This is a genomic window from Faecalibacterium sp. BIOML-A4 (genome assembly GCF_009679665.1).
GTDB classification, from domain to species: Bacteria; Bacillota; Clostridia; order Oscillospirales; family Ruminococcaceae; genus Faecalibacterium; species Faecalibacterium taiwanense.
Genome location: NZ_WKZG01000001.1, coordinates 294,632 through 311,548, shown reverse-complemented (window position 1 = coordinate 311,548; position 16,917 = coordinate 294,632). Strand labels below are relative to the sequence as shown.

Below are 16,917 nucleotides of genomic sequence, written 5' to 3'. Positions count from 1 at the left end.
CATGTTTTTCTCTTGCCTAAACCGCGCAATTGTGGTACGATGCCTGTAAATACAAAGGAGGCGACTTTATGTCCCAGACCATCTCCGTTTCCACCACCATGGGTGAGCAGGGCTTCCGCGATTTTGCCGTGTTCGATGCATTCCATCACCGCAAAGCATGGCTGCGTCCCGCTGTTTTTGCCGCCATCATGCTGGCTTTTGCCGCCGTCTGCCTTTCGCAGCTGGGCAAGCGCCCGGGTGCCGGGCTGCTGGCTGCTGTGCTTGCCATTGTGGGCATCGGCCTGCCGGTGAGCTACTTTTACTCGTTCTTCCGCAGCGTTTCCCGGCAGATCAAACAGATGCACCTGCCGCGGGCCTTCTACCGTGTGGAGCTGGCCGACACCGGCATTGCTGTGTGGATGTACGGCCAGCAAGACAAGCCCGAACCCACCAGCCGCCACGCATGGGACAGCTTTTACTGCGCCTACCGCACGGACAATGCGGTGTACCTCTACGTAGAAAAAGAGAAAGCTTACTTACTGAACGACCGCATGGAAGTGGTGTGGAAGTTTTTGGCCGGCATCCTGCCCAAAGAAAAGCTGCACGACTGCAGAAAAGGTTAAACCCAAAAAATATGCACACGCAAAAAAGAACTGCTGACATTTCGTTCAGCAGTTCTTTTCTTTTATAAAGACCCACGCTGCGGCAAAGCAACGCGCAGCGCGGGTGCGAAGATATCTTAAATTATCGTGTCAGCAGATCAGCGGGCCAGCGTATACTTGTGCAGGGTCTTGCGCACAGCGCCGGGGCCTGCAAACAGCTCCTTGGCCATTGCCTCGATCTTCTCGCCCAGACCAACGGCATACAGATCCACGCCGAACACGTCAACACGGCTGTACAGCTTCTTCAGGCAGCTGAAGTCCTGCTCGCCTTCCTTGACCTCCAGCGGAGCCACAATGGCCTGCAGCTCAGCCAGCAGCGGATCGGCGGAAGGCTCAAAAGCCTGACCGTTGTCATCGATGCCCTTCAGGTAGCGGGCGTAGCCTGCCAGCACCAGCGGGATCAGGATCAGGTTGCCCTTGTCCAGACCGCGTGCCTCGTAGGCCTTGATGGTCTCGCCAAAGCGGATGGCCAGCTTCTGGGAGGTATCGGTTGCGATACGCTGGGGAGCATCCGGCATGAAGGGGTTGGGCAGGCGGCGGTTGATGACAGCGCCGATGAACTCGTAGGGGTTCAGAACGCCGGGATCGACCACGACGGGCATTGCCTCGATGTAACCGATCTTCTGGATGAAGGCACGCAGGTCTTCATCGGCCATCTCGGCGGAGATGAGGGTGTAACCCAGCATGCAGCCATAGATGGACATGGCAGTGTGCAGCGGGTTCAGGCAGGTGCAGACCTTCATCTTCTCGATCTTGTCCACGGTCTCGCGGTCGCAGTACAGCACACCGCCCAGCTCCAGCGGAGGACGGCCATTGGTGTAGTGATCCTCGATGCACAGGTACTGGGTCTCCTCGGCGTTGACGAAGGGAGCGGTGAAGGTGTGCTTCTCGGTGACGATGGTGTAGTTATCCTCAAAGCCGTCGTCGGCCAGCATCTGCTGGACCTTGGCATCCGGGCGCGGGGTGATCTTGTCGATCATGCTCCACGGGAAGGTGATCTTGCTCTCGTCCTGCACATAGGCCAGGAACTCGGCGGGCACCAGACCCTGCTCCACCCACTTGGCAGCATAGGCGTGGACAGCGTTCTTGACCTTATCGCCGTTGTGGGAGCAGTTATCCATGCTCTGGACGGTCAGGGGCAGCTTGCCGGCCTTGAAGCGTTCGTACAGCAGAGCAGTGACCTTGCCCATGGCCAGCACGGGGGTCAGGCCGCGCTCCAGATCAGCGGGAGCAACGCCGTAGCCCTTCTCAGTGATGGTGAAGGAGATCATCTGCAGGCTGGGGTTCTGGAAGATCTCCACCAGACGTGCCCAGTCCTCGCCGAAGGAGTAGTCAGCCTTCAGGCTCTCGGTAACGGAAGCCACCACCTTCTTCTCGATCTCGCCGGTGGACTTCAGGCAGACCAGCAGGCTCATATTGTCGTAGGGACGATAAGCCTTGTCGATGATCTCGTAGTCAAAGCTCTCGGCCACGATGACACCGCGGTCATACTTGCCGGTGTTCAGCGCATCGTTCAGGATGGCAGCCGGGAATGCACGGAAGATATTGCCTGCGCCGAAGTGCACCCAGGTGGGTTCGGCGTGGGTCTTGGCCTTGACAGCCTCGATATCGAATTTGGGCAGCTCATAACCCTTCTCTGCCCACTCGGCGGACAGATTGCCGTTTTTGATCTCAGACAGCTTCATATTTATCAGCCCTTCTTTTTCTCTTCATCCAGACGATCCAGCAGATCCCAGACACCCAGCATGTACTGAACGCCCAGAGCACGGTCATACTTGCCGTAACCGGGGCGGCAGTTGCCGGGGCCTTCCTCCCACAGCTGACGGCCGTGGTCGGGACGGATGTAGCCCTCAAAGCCGCAGTCATGGTAAGCACGCAGCACCTCGATGATGCCGGTCTCGCCGCAGCAGTCGCGGTGAGCAGCCTCGGAGAAGTCGCCGTTGGGGAAGTGGTGGATGTTGCGGATGTGACCAAAGGCAATGCGGTCGCAGTGCTTGCGCACGATCTCGGCACAGTTGTTGTTGGGGTTTGCGTTCAGGCTGCCGGTGCACAGGGTCAGGCAGTTGTACGGATCATCCACCATGCTCAGGAAGCGGTCGATGCTCTGGGCATCCACCAGCAGACGGGGCAGGCCGAAGATATCCCAAGGGGGATCATCCTGATGGATAGCCATTTTGATGCCGCACTCATGGCAGGTGGGCATCAGTGCTTCCAGGAAGTACTTCAGGTTTTCCCACAGCTTTTCCTTGGTGACAGGGGCGTAAGCCTTGAACAGCTCGTCCAGCTTTGCCATGCGCTCCGGCTCCCAGCCGGGGAAGGTCATGTTATACTTCTCAGTGAAGGACATGATGTACTCAGCCATAGCCTTGTAATCGCCCTTGATCTTATCTTTCTCGTAGAACAGTGCAGTGGAGCCGTCGCCCACGGGGTGGAACAGATCGGTACGGGTCCAGTCGAACACCGGCATGAAGTTGTAGCAGATGACCTTGACACCGAACTTGGACAGATTGCGGATGCACTGCTTGTAGTTCTCGATGTACTTGTCGCGGGTGGGCAGGCCGATCTTGATGTCATCGTGAACGTTGACCGACTCGACCACGTCCATGTCGAAGCCGTAAGCGTGGATCTGATCGGCTACCTTCTGGATCTCGTCGATCTCCCAGATCTCGCCGGGCATCTTGTCGTGCAACGCCCAGACGATGCTGGTCACGCCGGGGATCTGCTTGATGTCGCTCAGGCTGATGGGATCGTTGCCCTCGCCATACCAGCGCCAACCCATTTTCATAGGCATAGGAAAATCCTCCTGTTTTATATTTTCTGCTTTGCATTTTCCGCGCAGCCGTGTGCCGCGCTCTTGTACTTATATTCTAGTATATCAGTTGCGTTTTTTCAATGGTCGCTTTGCCGGTTTTTAATGTTTGTTCTTGTATACTTTAGACAAAAAGAACAAAAATCCGTCGGACATCACCCGTCCGACGGATTTTCACACGATTCAAAATGCCGGTTTCAGCGTTTCAGCTTCTGCCGGATGGACGGAGCCAGCACATCCTTGAAATATTCAAAGGTGTCCAATTCCAGAATGGCAGAGCCTGTCAGATAAATGCCCAGACCAACCACCACCTGAATGATCACCGTCAGCAGATCCGGCAGGTGCAGGAAAATGACCAGATACATGCACAGGCCCGCGCCCGCTGCCAGCAGCAGGGTCGGCAGGATATCACGCATCTGTTCCAGATAGCCATAGCCGATCAGCTTTTTGTTGAGCTGTGCATCCAGGATCTGGGTCACAACATTCGTGATCAGCATACCATATGCAATGGCCTCGACGCTGACACGGAATGTTGCCAGCAGAAGAAGGATGCACACCCCTTCGTTCAAAAGCTGACATTTCAGGTAAAGATCGCTGCGGCCCACCGCCTTGGCTGCATTCAGGTTTGCCGTGATGATCGGCCAGCACACATACCCCAGACAGAACACCCTGAGGAACAGCACACAGGGCAGCCACTTCTCGGTGAGGATCAGGCGCACCAGCGGTTCGGCACAGAACGCAGTGCTCATCATCACCGGCGCAATAATATAGGTACAGGTCTTGATGGAGCGGCGGGTCATGTTCTTGACCTGCGCACGGTCATCCTGCAGTGAGGACATGACCGGGAACAAAACGCTCTCAATGGAAGTATCCACGCTTGACGCGATATTATAAGTCAGGTTATCGCCCTGATTGTAATACGCCAGATCCGCCGAGGTGTACATCTTGCCGATGATCAGGCTGCGCAGGTTGTTGTAGATGACGCTGCTCAGCGACGAGGCCAGCAGCTTCCAGCCATAAGAGAGCAGCCCTTTCAGGTGCTGCCACGAAAACTCCATCTTAGGCCGCCAGGAGGACAGCTTCCACAACACCAGCGTGTCCACCGTGATATTGGATACCTGCTGCACCACCAGCGCCCAGACTCCAAAGCCCATATAGGCAAGGCCCAGACCCAGGACCGTGGATACGATCGCGCCCGCAAAGGCGGAATAGAAAAAATACTGGAACTTCATGTTCCGGGTCACATGCGCCTGCTGGATCGTTTTGATGCCGCAGACCGCCACTGTCAGGCTGATGCCGCGAAAGATCGGGGTCATGCTGGGGTCATTGTAGAAAGCAGCCAGATACGGTGCCGCCACGAACATTCCCCCATACAGCACAAAGCTGATCACAATGCTGAAAAAGAACGCCGACGAGTAATCCAGCTCGTCCACTTCCTTCTTCTGCACCAGCGCGGTGCCAATGCCGCAGTCCAGCAGGACATACATGATATTGTTGAACACCGTCACCAGTGCCACCTTGCCGTAATCATCGGGTGTAAGGATGCGCGCCAGAAGGATGGACACCACCGCTGAGATCAGCTGCACACCGCACCGCTCTGCAAAGCGCCAGAAAAAACCGTTTACAATAACATTTTCTTTTTTCTCGTTCATTCCTGCGTCCACTCAAATTCCTTTCAAAAAACCGGTCGGTCTGCACCCTGCGCAGAAATGCATTTCCGCCGTATCCTTATCATCTTCTTCCCTGCTGCCAAAACAACTGAGCAGAGATAGTTAGTTTTATAATATCACACCCATCCATGCATTTCAACCAACATATTCTTAAGAAATGACGGCCCAAAAATTTCATTTAAAAAGAGAAAAAGCGCTTGACTATCTGCCGGGAACGTGGTAATATATTCAAGCAGTCCGCATCACGGTCTTTCACCTCAGAGATTTCAGGGCTGCGAAAACAATACGGTATGCGAGGGTGGCGGAACTGGCAGACGCGCACGTTTGAGGTGCGTGTGGTTTATCCTTGGGGGTTCGAGTCCCCTCCCTCGCACCAAAAACCAGTACACATTGTGTGCTGGTTTTTCTTTTTGTGCGAGGGAGGGGATCTCGAACAAGGCGGCGGCATTTATGCCGCAAGCAAAGCCACAGTGCAACAACGACGACCGCAGCCTGCGGCTGAAACAGGGAGGAGTTGTTGGGGCCGCGTTCTGATTTTTCAAAGCCCTGCCAAGGGGCTGCGGAAAAATCAGCTAACGCAACCCGTTGCTGTTGCTTAGCCTGCGGGTCCCAATCAATAGGAATGTCTATCAGGGGTGTACCCATTTTGTACCGGTTTCTTTTTGTGCGAGGAAGCAGACCTCGAACAACACTATTTATTATATAAAAGAAAGCGCGATGAATTCTGAGAACTCATCGCGCTTTTCTTTGTATGCGGGTAGTGGGGGTCGAACCCACACGCCTTGCGGCACAGGAACCTAAATCCTGCGCGTCTGCCAATTCCACCATACCCGCGTATTCTTCTATTCTGCAGCTGCGGCCAAACCACCTTAATATAGTATCAGTTCCGGCGGAAAAAGTCAATCACTGCACTGATATTTCCGCCCTTCACAGCGCATACTATCGCCGGACGATCGTATCATTTTCCATGGCGGAAAGGGGCTTTTTGCCGATGCGCAGATCAAAACTACGCCGCGCTGGCAGCATTGCGGCAGCTTATCTTCTGGTGGCCGCGCTGGCGGTGCTGGGCTGGCTGTGGCACAGTCTGCCTGCTGAAATTTTGCTGGAACCCGGCCAGACCCTTACCCTGCCCCGTTTTGCCTATGTGCAGCCGCTGCGCACCGCTGGCTCCCGCAACGCGGCCAGCACGCAGGCTGCGGGCAGCTATCAGGCCACTTTGTCCATTGGCGGGTGGCTGCCCGTCAAGACTGTGCGCGCTCTGGTGGAAACACGTCCGGTGGTAACCGTGTGCGGTACGCCTTTCGGCGTTAAGATGTTCTCCGAGGGCGCGCTCATTGTGGGCTTTTCCGACCTGAACACCCCGGACGGCACCGCAAACCCCGCCAAGAAGGCCGGGCTGCGGCTGGGCGACCGGGTGGTGCGCATGGACGACACCCTGACCGAGACGAACGACGCCGTGCACGATGCTCTGGAAACGGCCGCAGGCGCGCCGGTGCAGGTGGTCTATATCCGCAATGGTGAGCAATTCCAGACCCGGCTGACCCCCGTGTGGGACAGCACCGCCGGACAGTGGCGCGCCGGGATGTGGGTGCGGGATTCTTCCGCCGGGGTAGGCACCATGACCTTTGTGGACAATGCCGCCGGGGTGTTTGCCGGGCTTGGCCACCCCATCAGCGACAGCGACACCGGTGAGAGCGTGGCCCTGCGCAGCGGCGAGATCGTCCCCTGCCAGATCGTGGGGTGCACCAGCGGCACCGTGGGCAGCCCCGGTGAGCTGAAGGGCCGCTTTCTGAGCACCCATGCGCTTGGCAGCATCTGCATCAACAGCAAGACCGGGGTCTATGGCAGAACACGGGCTGCATTTTCCGGCCCGGAGCTGGAGATGGCTTTTGCGCAGGAGGTTGTGCCGGGCGATGCCGAGATCTGGACGACCGTGGACGGCGAGGTGCCCAAGGCATACCGCATCCGCATTGAAAAGGTAAACGACGCAGACCCCCACCGCAACATGATCCTGCGCGTGACCGACCGGCAGCTGCTTGCCAAAACCGGCGGCATCGTGCAGGGCATGAGCGGCAGTCCCATCCTGCAGAACGGCAGACTGGTGGGTGCAGTGACCCATGTGCTGGTAAACGACCCCACGCGGGGCTACGGCATTTTTGCTCAGACCATGCTCAAGCAGGCCCGCGCTGTTGAAAAAACAGACGATGCTGCGCAGCCATAAAGCTGATCTGCAAAAAAATTTGCGCATTTCGATTTTCTTTGCCAAAATTTACCAATATAAACCGTTGAAAGTTCTGGAAAATTATGGTAAAATCCATGGTGTTAAGGGAACTGCACACATTGGAGGAAACAACCATGGACAAAATTAGATTTTTGATGTCGGATACTGGTGCCCCGTTCACTGCCGCCTGCCGCGAAGCGCTGGAGCAGAAGGGCGTGGACGTGACCGTTGTGGAAAAGGACGGCAACAAGGTCCTGCAGAAAATGCTCACCGTGCGCCCGCAGGTGGTTCTGCTGGATGCCTTTATGCCCGGTCTGGATGCCCTTGCGGTAAAGCAGCGCTATAATGCCGCCGGTGAGCGGCACACCTCCTTCTTCGTGACCGGTGCCTTCCAGAGCGAAGAGATGGTACAGGAGCTGCTGGATGAAGGCTTTGCCTACTACTTTGTAAAGCCCTTTGATGAGACCGTGCTTGCCGCACGGGTGCTCAAGACGGCACTTGGCCCGGAAAAGCACATCCTGCACACCAGCGTGGACAGCGATGAGCTGACCGTTACCGAGATCCTGCATCAGATCGGCGTCCCTGCCCATATCAAGGGCTACCAGTTCCTGCGGGATGCCATCCTGCTCACCATGAACGAGCCGGAGTATATCAACGCTGTGACCAAGCGCCTCTACCCGGAAATCGCCAAGAAAAACGGCACCACCGCCAGCCGGGTGGAGCGCGCCATCCGCCACGCCATCGAGGTGGCATGGGACCGGGGAGACGTGGACACCCTCAACAGCTACTTCGGCTACACCATCCATAACCTGCGCGGAAAACCAACCAACAGCGAGTTCATCGCAATGATAGCCGATAAGATGCGGCTGGATAAACGACAGAGGGTTGGGTAAACAGAGAGACGGTAAAACGTCTGAAAATATTCCATAATATTCCAACGATGGGAGCTATACCAATAAATATAGCGAAAAAACGTTGTGGAAATATGGAACCAGACCAATAAATAGCTTAAATCTAAGGCAATAAATCTCCTGTATTTATTGGGTCATAGTCCCGGCAAATACAGGAGGTTATTTTTTATGCTTATCCGGGATGTGGAGATGTTCATTGAACACTGTGAAAACAAAGGGCTTGCAACAAAGACGATTGGAAGTTATGAACAAACGTTGCGCCTTTTGATGCTCTACCTTGATGAACAGGGCATCACACAGACGGAGAAAATCACGCACACGGTTATTCAGAACTACGTTAGACAGATAAAGGAACGGGGCAAGTACACCGTCACAAGCAACCCGAACAGTGGGAACTATCAGGAGCGGCGGCTGGATTTTGGCAAGAAAGTGTCAGATGTGACTATCAACAACTACCTGCGGAACATGAGCGCTTTCTTTGGCTGGTGTGTGGAAGAAGATTTGATTCTCCGTTCGCCTGTCAAACGTGGCGATTACATCAAGGTAGAACGCCGCCCGCTTGAGTTTGTGTCGGATGAGGACTTCCGCAAACTACTGCGGAATATGAACACAGCCAGCTTTAGTGAATATCGGGATTCTATCGTCATTCAGCTTTTGCTAGATACCGGCATGAGAGTCAACGAATGTCTACTGATTCAAGTAACGGATGTGAATTTGCAAAAACGGTACATCTATCTCCCGGCGGAGAACACCAAGGGTAAGAAAGGCCGCTATGTGTTCTTCTCTGACAAAATGGCAACGCAACTGCAACGGTGGATAAAGTATAAGGACAGATACCGGGACAGTGATTTTCTGTTCTGTACAAACAAAGGTAAATTTCTTGAAGTGAGTAATTTTGAAGCCAATGTTCGCAAGTATGCCCAGCGGATAGGGCTAAAGGACATTCACCCGCATGTTTTCCGAAACAACTTTGCAAAGCGCTTCCTTATGAGCGGCGGCGACATCTACACCTTGAGCCGCTTGCTAGGGCACAGCAGCGTTACCGTAACAGAGCAGGCCTATTTGGATGTGAACCAAGACGACCTTGCAGAGATGTACCGCAAGCACAGCCCGCTTAGTAAGATAATCTAAATAGAAGAGCCGCAGACAGGAATCACTTCCCCAGCTGCGGCTCGTTCTTTTAGATAGAATGTAGTTATCAATCGTCTTTGATTTCAAGATTTTCCAGCCCAAACTCAACGCACAACTGAATTAGTTCATTGCGGCTATGCCCGGTTTGCGTGGTGATTGCATCCAAACGCTTGATAGTATCTTCTGACAGGCGCACGGAAACAACGGCAGTCTTACCCAATGCAGCCCGGCGGGGACGAATTATAAGCTTCTTGTTCAAGTTGTTATCCATAATGCACCTCTTTTTACTACAAGTGTAGCCAAAAGACAATTGATTTTGTAGCCTACAATTATAATAATTGAACTATAAGTGTATACATTTGTAGTCTTTAGATGTATAATTGACAAAAGGAGGACAGACACAACCGAACAACAGTCATTTATCAGTTAGGAGGAAAATCGGAATGAGGCGTAAAATAGCCGGGACAGTTGGCTCCGTGCTACTTTGTGCTTTGTTGCTTGCTGGATGCAGCAACGGAGCAAGTACAGCAAATAGCACGGCAGGTAGTTCACAACAAGAAACTTCCAGTAGTACAGCAGCGTCTGAAGTGTTATCTAAGGAAGAAAAAGAACGTAAGGCAGCACTTGAAGAGTCGGCACGAAAATTCAAGTCAGCGGAGAACTATCGAGAAAGCGGCGAATATTTCAAAGCCTATTCGCTGTATCAAAAAGTAATAGAAGATGATTCCAACTATACAGAAGCACAGAAACGCGCAACTGAAATGTTAGATTTGTATTGGAAACAACAAGATGCTTTAGTGGAGCAGGGGGAATATCAGACCGCTATTGAAAATACAGCTAGTGCAATGAGTTTCATGGGGCTGACCTCTCCATTAGATAGCGGTATCGAATTAGAAAAGACAATCTTACAAGTTGCCGAAAAGCTTGCCCAAAGCGGTGGCTTCTCAAACCCAAAAGCAACTATGAAAAGTTTTCCAATAACGGGAAGTACACCTATTTTTTATATCAATATCGAGTGTGACAATATAAACGGAAAAGCACTTAGTTCTTTGTCAAGTGATACAATCATTAAAAAATACGATGAATTGTCCGACAAAATGAATGAATCAATCTTTAAGGCAAGCATGGGATTTAATTCTATTCTTTTGGGTGACATTCATAGCAATGGAAATTGGTACAGCGTTTTTAACGAAAAGCTAACTGTCCGTACCGATGAGGAACAAGAAGAACTGGACAATCCTTCGACATCTAGCACCTCGAATAATGGATATTCTACGGGTGGCCCCGGTGTGGGTAAAAAGCCAAGTAAGAGTAATAGTTCTGCATCGAGTGGTACAAATAAAATAACACAAGAACATAGGAATGCACTTTCAAGGGCAGAAAGTTATTATCACGATATGGACTTGTCCAAAGCGCAGGTTCGCAGACAACTTGAATTTGAAGGCTATGAAAAAGACGCGATAGACTACGCTATGAAGAATCTAACCTAAGAACCAGCCCCAGCAAAAGACCGCAGACGGAACAAAAGCCGCTTGCGGTCTTTTCTTGTTTAGATGTATATTTTGTCAAAACAGAGTATACTTGCCTATTACATCCCAAAAGCCGCTGTTGTTGTAAAAATAGACTTTGTTTTAGATTTGTTTTTCAAAACGTAAACAAAGTTGTTGACTTCATTTTTACATTGAGATACAATAAGGGTGGAGATAATCACATGATGAAAGGACAGTCTTGCAGTATGGCACACATTGCTTATGTACGAGTTTCCACCGCTGAACAGAACGAGGCGCGGCAGATTGAAGCCCTCAAGAAGCACGGCATCGACAAGTGGTTCACGGAAAAGGTCAGCGGCAAGAACATGAACCGCCCGCAACTGGAAGCCATGCTCGACTATATGCGCGAGGGTGATACCATTTATATCCATGACTTTAGCCGCCTTGCTCGTAGTACGAAAGACCTCCTTGCCATCGTGGAGCAGCTACAAGCTAAGAATGTGCATCTTGTATCTAATAAGGAGAATCTTGATACCAGCACCCCCACGGGAAAGCTGATGCTGACAATGATTGCAGCCATCAACGAGTTTGAACGTGAGAATCTGCTAGAACGCCAGCGGGAAGGAATAGCCATAGCAAAGGCTCAAGGCAAGTTCAAAGGCGGTCAGGTTAAACGCATTGATGATAAGACCTTCAATGCAGCGTATGACAGATACCAGCACCGAGAACTGAACAAGACCCAGCTTGCAGCAGAATTGAGAATCAGCCGCCCGACACTGGATAAGATGCTGAAGGACAGAGGACTGGCATAATACCACGCACCCCGCAAGGGGTGCTTTTTTGTCGGAAACACACTCCCCCACCTAAAAACAAATCCGGAACGAATTTTTGTTAAAATAGCAGTGCAGCCGTTCAATCTGTATTCAGAGAAAAAATCGTGACCGATTTAATTTTTACCCAGTTTGTGTTCATAGCACGGAAAAATCAAAACGATATGCGATATAATAACGATGTGAATAAATATTCAAAAACCACAACATTCAAATATGAGCTGCTCGTCTCGCGATATAACTCGATTTCATATCTTGATATGAAGTAGTGACGTTATATCGTGATATGAAGCTAAACTTGTTCATAAAAATTTTACAAATTTCCCCTTGACAAGCCTGGAGGCATCGAGTATAATTATGCACGAAAGACTGAATATGCAGTCTGAGCGCCGTTGAGTTGCCTACGGCACGGTAAAGGCACACAATATCAGAACGAAAGGGGTCGTTATATGACTAATCGACAGTAGAGCTATCTTAGAATCTCGGATTACCAAAGCTGGACAGCGGGCATCTACCTTATAGATGCACCGTGCGGTAGCGGTAAGAGCAGCTTCGTTTTGAACACGCTCTATCCGTATGTCCATGCAAGTGGCAAGCGGATGATACTGTTCTCTAATCGGAGAGCGTTACTTGAACAGCAACGACGACAGGCACAGGGTACAGACGCAACGTGCATGATTTGCCAAAAATTGGAGTATAATTTCAATCATGGAATGTCGTCAATCGAATGGGTTGAAAGAAATTTTGATTACATTATTATAGATGAAGCGCACTACCTGTTCCAAGATGCATTGTTTAATCGTAATACAGAAATCATGCTGGATATGGTTGAACAACTTCAGAAATCTAAAGTTATCATCTTGATGTCTGCAACAGCGGACTTGCTGAAGAAGCACTTTGTCGGTAGGATAAAAAAGACCTACCATGTGTCAGCAGATTACAGCTATATCAAGGCGGTATATTGTTACACTACACCGGATTCTGTCAACAAAATTTTGAACGGAGTCCCTCCGGGTGAAAAAGTGGTCATGTTCGGGGATAATAAAAAACGTCTACGGACATTGCATCGCGAGTACCCAGATAGTGAGTACCTGAACAGCGGGAACAAAGACGAAAGTCTAGCATTTCGGCAGATAACGCAGAACGAGTGCTTCAGCTGTCAAATGCTATTTACTACTAAAGTTCTGGACAATGGTGTAAACCTGAAGGACAACGCCATCAAACACATTATAATAGAGCAAACCGACATGGTAGAGTTCATACAATGTTTGGGGCGCAAGCGCGTTCAAAGTCCAGATGATACAATAACTTTGTATTTCCTTAATAGTGTTTTCAGTATTGCAGGGCGATACAAAGATTTGAAGAGAGACTTAGCGATTGTTCAACAATATCTGAATGCAAGAGCATCAGGCTATGAGCAAGGGTTCTGGAAAATCAACAGAACTGAATATATTCCTCTGATGTTCGACAATTCGCACCATCTAGTAAAACCTGCATACTACAAAGCATTAAGTGACTGTGCATTTTACAGAGATATTCTGAATAAGAAAACGTCACTTGTTCAGTAGGTCGAAGAATCCTTAAAATCACCTATCATTCCGTATGAAAGGGTTTCAAAAGATTATAAGTTGAATTATTATCTTTCTCAAAATGTCGGAAGAAAGTATTTTAAGGATGATAGAAACGAATTGATTGAAAAAATCAATCTAAGACAAGACGGACATATAAAAAGTTCGTTTAAGCTGCTTTATCAATGTCTGATGGAGAGCAATGTTGATTTTACCTTAAAAAGTGGAATCGACAATAGAAAAGTCTATTGGACGATTGAGCCAAAATAAAGATGCAGAAAATCTACGTCACCTTTAATATTAAGGGTGACGTAGAAAAAATGCACGGACTAATCATATCAAGTATGCCCGCTGTGGTAGCCTCTAAAGCGGGCATACGGATTTAAGAAGGAGACAAAAGACAGGAGGTAAAATTAGTATGAAGTCTCCAATATTTCACTATAATAAAAAATCTAAGGAGAGCTATTATGTATGATTTTCTAAGTTAGAAAAGTAAAATTAGTTCATTTGACGAATTGAAAGGACTTGACTCAATTCCAGAAGGAACAGTAATTCAAGAATGGCGCGAAGGGGTTCTCGTCACATGGACAAATAATATAGACCCCGCATTAAGTAAAGGAATAGACTTCTCAAAGTGGTATATGGTTTCCGATAAGGGAGATACATACTCTATTTATACCCATATGGCTATGCGCTGTTATCCAAATCGAAAAGATGGATATTATTATGTCAGTTTTCAAAGGGCATGGCTCAATGGCAAAAAAGCGATTCATGTATATATAAGTCGATTGGTTCTTAGAACTTTTACGAGGCCGGAGCTACTGCCGGAGAACTGGCAGCAGTTAGATGCAGCACACAAGGACGACAATCCTGCGAATAATCGGATTGATAATCTTGAGTTCTTGACCCATGTATAGAATTGCAATGCCCCACATTTTCGTGCAGCCATGTCTGCGGTGTGGAAGAGACATAATCAGCGTGAATGAAGAAAGTAAAGCCTATTGGTCTAAAGCCGATAGGCTTATTCTCTTAGATTCAAGAAAAATGTACTCACCCGGCGGGGCTGAACAACCATAGCCAAACAGCAGCCAAAGACCCCGCCGGGCAGAAAGAAAGGCCAGACAAACAAAAAATATATTTTATAGCGGGTTCAGCAGGGACTATGATAAAGGGCTGTCAGACGTTCTAGCAGACGTTTTGACAGCTTTTTTGTCTTAGATAATGAAAGTGCTAGCATGAAAGATTGATGCGTTGTAGGGCTTGCTAGAACACATTTTGATTCTAACAAGTGAATGAAGCACAGACGGCAGCGGACACAAAACGCCATCCGCTGCAATACAAACCGTAAAGAGAAGTTGCTTTTATAGGTGGAATGAGATATACTGGTAGCACAATAAAGCGTTCGAGACTATACCAACAAATAATAAGATTTTGACTTAGATTTATTGCCTACTCTGATACCGTGCCTGCCCACATCAAGGGCTACCAGTTCCTGCGGGATGCCATCCTGCTCACCATGAACGAGCCGGAGTACATCAACGCTGTGACCAAGCGCCTCTACCCGGAAATCGCCAAGAAAAACGGCACCACCGCCAGCCGGGTGGAGCGCGCCATCCGCCACGCCATCGAGGTGGCATGGGACCGGGGCGATGTGGACACCCTCAACAGCTACTTCGGTTATACCATCCATAACCTGCGGGGAAAACCCACCAACAGTGAGTTCATCGCAATGATTGCGGACAAGATGCGGCTGGATAAACGGCAGAGAGTGGGCTGATTTTTTCATAGAATCCGCCGTCGTTCATATTCTGATAAGAGCAAACCAAACAGACAAAGGAGGTTTTGCTCTTGAAGCTTGCAGAATATCTCGCACGGCGCAGGCGGGCCAGAGTTGCGGCCGTGATGCTGTTCGCCCTCATTATGGGGTTTGTATCTGCTGCGCCGCCGGTCGTCACCGGATGTCAGGCGCAGGATCTTACCCCGGCACCGGACACTTCGATGCTCTCCCCCGCCGTTTCGGCTCTGGCACAGGAGCAGCAGGAGCCTGCTGCCCAGCCGCTGCCGGAAAAGTGGGTCTGCCTGACCTTTGACGACGGCCCCAGCAAGACCACACCGGATGTGCTCAGCGCGCTGAACGCGGCCGGAGTGCACGCCACATTTTTTGTGGTGGCTACCGGTTACAACGAGAAGTATCTGCCACTGCTCACCGAAGCGGTCAGCGCCGGGCACCAGATCGCGCTGCACTCTGCTTCCCACGAGTACAGCGATATCTACCGCAGCAGCGACGCTTATTGGGAGGACATTGCCCTTTTAAAGGAGCGCATTGCGCCCTATGTGGATGCCGAGAGCATCCGGTATCTACGGTTTCCGGGCGGCAGCACCAACACCGTCAGTCGGCGCTACGGCGGCAAAGGCCTGATGAAGCAGCTGAAAGCCGAAGTAGAGCAGAAAGGCTGGCATTGGGTGGACTGGAACGTGTGCGCCGAGGATGCCGTGGGCGGGCACCCAAGCGCGGGCACCATCTACCGCAATGTGGTGCACGAGACCGGGCAGCAGACGAACTGCATCGTTCTGATGCACGATTCTTCCTCCACACACACCACCGCCGAAGCACTGCCGGACATTATCCGGTGGTATGCAGACAACGGCTACACCTTTTTGACCGTTGCCGAGGCTCTGCCGCTAAGCTGAGCAGACTGGCCCAGTTACAGCCGGTGTTCAAAGCCGCGGCCAAGCAGGACCCCTGCCGCTGCCAGTGCTGCCAGCCAGAGCCAGTCCGCTCCGCCGGTCGCCACCCAGCCTGCCGCCAGAATGGCGGCAAAGGTGAACGCTGCGGGCAGAAGGATGCGCAGGACCTGCAGCTGTCGCTCCCGCCGGGACGGCAGCCCGGTGTTCAGCTGTTCCGGAGATGCAGCATCACAGCAGATCTCATCGCGGTACTTGCCCGGGTTGCGGTAGGCTTTGTATAGGATCCCATCCAGCGAAAATTCCGGGTACATTCCCTCTTTGGTCAGGCTGAGCTGCATCCCGTGTTCCTCTGCATACGCCTGCAGGGCTGCCGTAAACTCCTGCGGCGTGTTGATGCTGCCCTGCGGGATAAAGAAAAAGTGTTTCTGATGCTGCACCTGCGCCAGCGTGCGGTAATCCTGCACCCAGCCGCAGAAAAAGTTCTGCGGCTGCGCAGGGTCCTCCATCCGGGACAGGCAGGCGTCCACATCCAGTGATGCCACAGACGGGTCCTGCCGGGCCAGTTCTGCACAAAAACGCGCCGCCCCTTCCAGCTGCTTTGCGCGCTGTTCCAGTGCGGTCTTTTGCTCCCGCAGGACACTCCCCAGCGATGCATCGCCTGCAAGCACGGATCGGATGACCGGAAGCGGCACATCCAGCATCCGCAGCATCCGGATGAACCGGAGAGTGCGGATGTCCTGTTCCGTGTAATCACGGTAGTCGTTGCCAGGCAGCCGGGCGGGATTCAGAAGTCCTTCTTTTTCATAGAAGCGGATATTGGGGGCAGACACCCCGCTCTGTTTCGAAGCCTGTTTGATGTTCATTTGCTTCACCTCCGCACTCACATTACACCTTAAAGACACTTGAAGGTCAAGTTTTTTCAAAAAAAGCCCCGGAAAACCTGCTGCTGCGGGCATTC

13 protein-coding genes, 2 tRNA genes and 1 pseudogene are annotated in these 16,917 nt (G+C 51.2%); 10 read left to right on the top strand and 6 right to left on the bottom strand.

Annotated features, from left to right (window positions below; all coding sequences use genetic code 11):
* The first annotated feature begins 68 nt into the window (after positions 1-68).
* Positions 69-602 (top strand): hypothetical protein, encoded by a 534-nt coding sequence (locus GKG34_RS01460; protein ID WP_005937189.1) that lies wholly within the window; start codon positions 69-71, stop codon positions 600-602.
* A gap of 137 nt (positions 603-739) precedes the next feature.
* Here GKG34_RS01460 and GKG34_RS01455 read toward each other — a convergent pair whose 3' ends face one another.
* From GKG34_RS01455 to GKG34_RS01445, 3 genes are all read right to left on the bottom strand, one after another.
* Positions 740-2,326, bottom strand: a complete 1,587-nt coding sequence (locus GKG34_RS01455) for a mannitol dehydrogenase family protein (protein WP_154255439.1) — start codon at positions 2,324-2,326, stop codon at positions 740-742.
* 5 nt (positions 2,327-2,331) lie between these two features.
* The gene (gene uxuA / locus GKG34_RS01450) at positions 2,332-3,432 is read right to left on the bottom strand and encodes a mannonate dehydratase (protein ID WP_005937183.1); all 1,101 of its coding nucleotides are present in this window, start codon (positions 3,430-3,432) and stop codon (positions 2,332-2,334) included.
* A 215-nt stretch (positions 3,433-3,647) separates the two neighbouring features.
* Positions 3,648-5,102, bottom strand: coding sequence for a lipopolysaccharide biosynthesis protein (locus tag GKG34_RS01445; RefSeq protein WP_154255438.1), 1,455 nt, complete (start codon positions 5,100-5,102; stop codon positions 3,648-3,650).
* A 310-nt stretch (positions 5,103-5,412) separates the two neighbouring features.
* Here GKG34_RS01445 and GKG34_RS01440 point away from each other — a divergent pair.
* A tRNA-Leu gene (locus GKG34_RS01440) sits at positions 5,413-5,496 on the top strand.
* A gap of 376 nt (positions 5,497-5,872) precedes the next feature.
* Here the strand turns inward: GKG34_RS01440 and GKG34_RS01435 are convergent.
* Positions 5,873-5,954: transfer RNA gene (locus tag GKG34_RS01435), tRNA-Leu, on the bottom strand.
* Positions 5,955-6,111: 157 nt separating this feature from the next.
* On the opposite strand from GKG34_RS01435, the gene spoIVB reads away from it, so the two are divergent.
* The 3 genes from spoIVB (at position 6,112) to GKG34_RS01420 (ending at position 9,383) form a co-directional block, all read left to right on the top strand.
* The gene (gene spoIVB / locus GKG34_RS01430; RefSeq protein WP_154255437.1) at positions 6,112-7,341 is read left to right on the top strand and encodes a SpoIVB peptidase; all 1,230 of its coding nucleotides are present in this window, start codon (positions 6,112-6,114) and stop codon (positions 7,339-7,341) included.
* Positions 7,342-7,475: 134 nt separating this feature from the next.
* Entirely contained in the window at positions 7,476-8,234 is a 759-nt protein-coding gene (gene spo0A, locus GKG34_RS01425; protein ID WP_173015210.1) for a sporulation transcription factor Spo0A, read from the top strand.
* Between the two features lie 186 nt (positions 8,235-8,420).
* Positions 8,421-9,383 (top strand): tyrosine-type recombinase/integrase, encoded by a 963-nt coding sequence (locus GKG34_RS01420; protein ID WP_154255435.1) that lies wholly within the window; start codon positions 8,421-8,423, stop codon positions 9,381-9,383.
* 67 nt (positions 9,384-9,450) lie between these two features.
* On the opposite strand, the gene GKG34_RS01415 is transcribed toward GKG34_RS01420, so the two are convergent.
* Positions 9,451-9,654: a ribbon-helix-helix protein, CopG family gene (locus GKG34_RS01415; RefSeq protein ID WP_154255434.1), complete on the bottom strand. Its 204-nt coding sequence runs from the start codon at positions 9,652-9,654 to the stop codon at positions 9,451-9,453.
* 172 nt (positions 9,655-9,826) lie between these two features.
* Here GKG34_RS01415 and GKG34_RS01410 point away from each other — a divergent pair, with 172 nt between their 5' ends.
* From GKG34_RS01410 to GKG34_RS01390, 5 genes and pseudogenes are all read left to right on the top strand, one after another.
* Entirely contained in the window at positions 9,827-10,873 is a 1,047-nt protein-coding gene (locus tag GKG34_RS01410; protein WP_154255433.1) for an Ltp family lipoprotein, read from the top strand.
* A gap of 245 nt (positions 10,874-11,118) precedes the next feature.
* Positions 11,119-11,685, top strand: coding sequence for a recombinase family protein (locus tag GKG34_RS01405; RefSeq protein ID WP_154255432.1), 567 nt, complete (start codon positions 11,119-11,121; stop codon positions 11,683-11,685).
* Between the two features lie 497 nt (positions 11,686-12,182).
* The gene (locus tag GKG34_RS01400) at positions 12,183-13,271 is read left to right on the top strand and encodes a DEAD/DEAH box helicase family protein (protein ID WP_347563412.1); all 1,089 of its coding nucleotides are present in this window, start codon (positions 12,183-12,185) and stop codon (positions 13,269-13,271) included.
* A 1,462-nt stretch (positions 13,272-14,733) separates the two neighbouring features.
* A pseudogene (locus tag GKG34_RS01395) lies at positions 14,734-15,048 on the top strand (sporulation initiation factor Spo0A C-terminal domain-containing protein); the annotation flags it as partial.
* Positions 15,049-15,119: 71 nt separating this feature from the next.
* On the top strand, positions 15,120-15,962 hold the full coding sequence (locus GKG34_RS01390) for a polysaccharide deacetylase family protein (RefSeq protein ID WP_243139185.1): 843 nt from the start codon (positions 15,120-15,122) through the stop codon (positions 15,960-15,962).
* A 14-nt stretch (positions 15,963-15,976) separates the two neighbouring features.
* Here the strand turns inward: GKG34_RS01390 and GKG34_RS01385 are convergent, their stop codons facing one another.
* Complete coding sequence (locus GKG34_RS01385) at positions 15,977-16,822, bottom strand: MerR family transcriptional regulator (protein ID WP_154255430.1); 846 nt, start codon at positions 16,820-16,822, stop codon at positions 15,977-15,979.
* Positions 16,823-16,917 lie beyond the last annotated feature (95 nt).

Bases quoted from the DNA above. Each gene is read 5' to 3' on its own strand.
- spoIVB (WP_154255437.1), top strand. From the start codon at position 6,112: ATGCGCAGATCAAAACTACGCCGCGCTGGCAGCATTGCGGCAGCTTAT.
- GKG34_RS01455 (WP_154255439.1), bottom strand. From the start codon at position 2,326: ATGAAGCTGTCTGAGATCAAAAACGGCAATCTGTCCGCCGAGTGGGCA.
- GKG34_RS01405 (WP_154255432.1), top strand. From the start codon at position 11,119: ATGGCACACATTGCTTATGTACGAGTTTCCACCGCTGAACAGAACGAG.
- uxuA (WP_005937183.1), bottom strand. From the start codon at position 3,432: ATGCCTATGAAAATGGGTTGGCGCTGGTATGGCGAGGGCAACGATCCC.
- spo0A (WP_173015210.1), top strand. From the start codon at position 7,476: ATGGACAAAATTAGATTTTTGATGTCGGATACTGGTGCCCCGTTCACT.
- GKG34_RS01415 (WP_154255434.1), bottom strand. From the start codon at position 9,654: ATGGATAACAACTTGAACAAGAAGCTTATAATTCGTCCCCGCCGGGCT.
- GKG34_RS01460 (WP_005937189.1), top strand. From the start codon at position 69: ATGTCCCAGACCATCTCCGTTTCCACCACCATGGGTGAGCAGGGCTTC.
- GKG34_RS01385 (WP_154255430.1), bottom strand. From the start codon at position 16,822: ATGAACATCAAACAGGCTTCGAAACAGAGCGGGGTGTCTGCCCCCAAT.
- GKG34_RS01445 (WP_154255438.1), bottom strand. From the start codon at position 5,102: ATGAACGAGAAAAAAGAAAATGTTATTGTAAACGGTTTTTTCTGGCGC.
- GKG34_RS01420 (WP_154255435.1), top strand. From the start codon at position 8,421: ATGCTTATCCGGGATGTGGAGATGTTCATTGAACACTGTGAAAACAAA.
- GKG34_RS01410 (WP_154255433.1), top strand. From the start codon at position 9,827: ATGAGGCGTAAAATAGCCGGGACAGTTGGCTCCGTGCTACTTTGTGCT.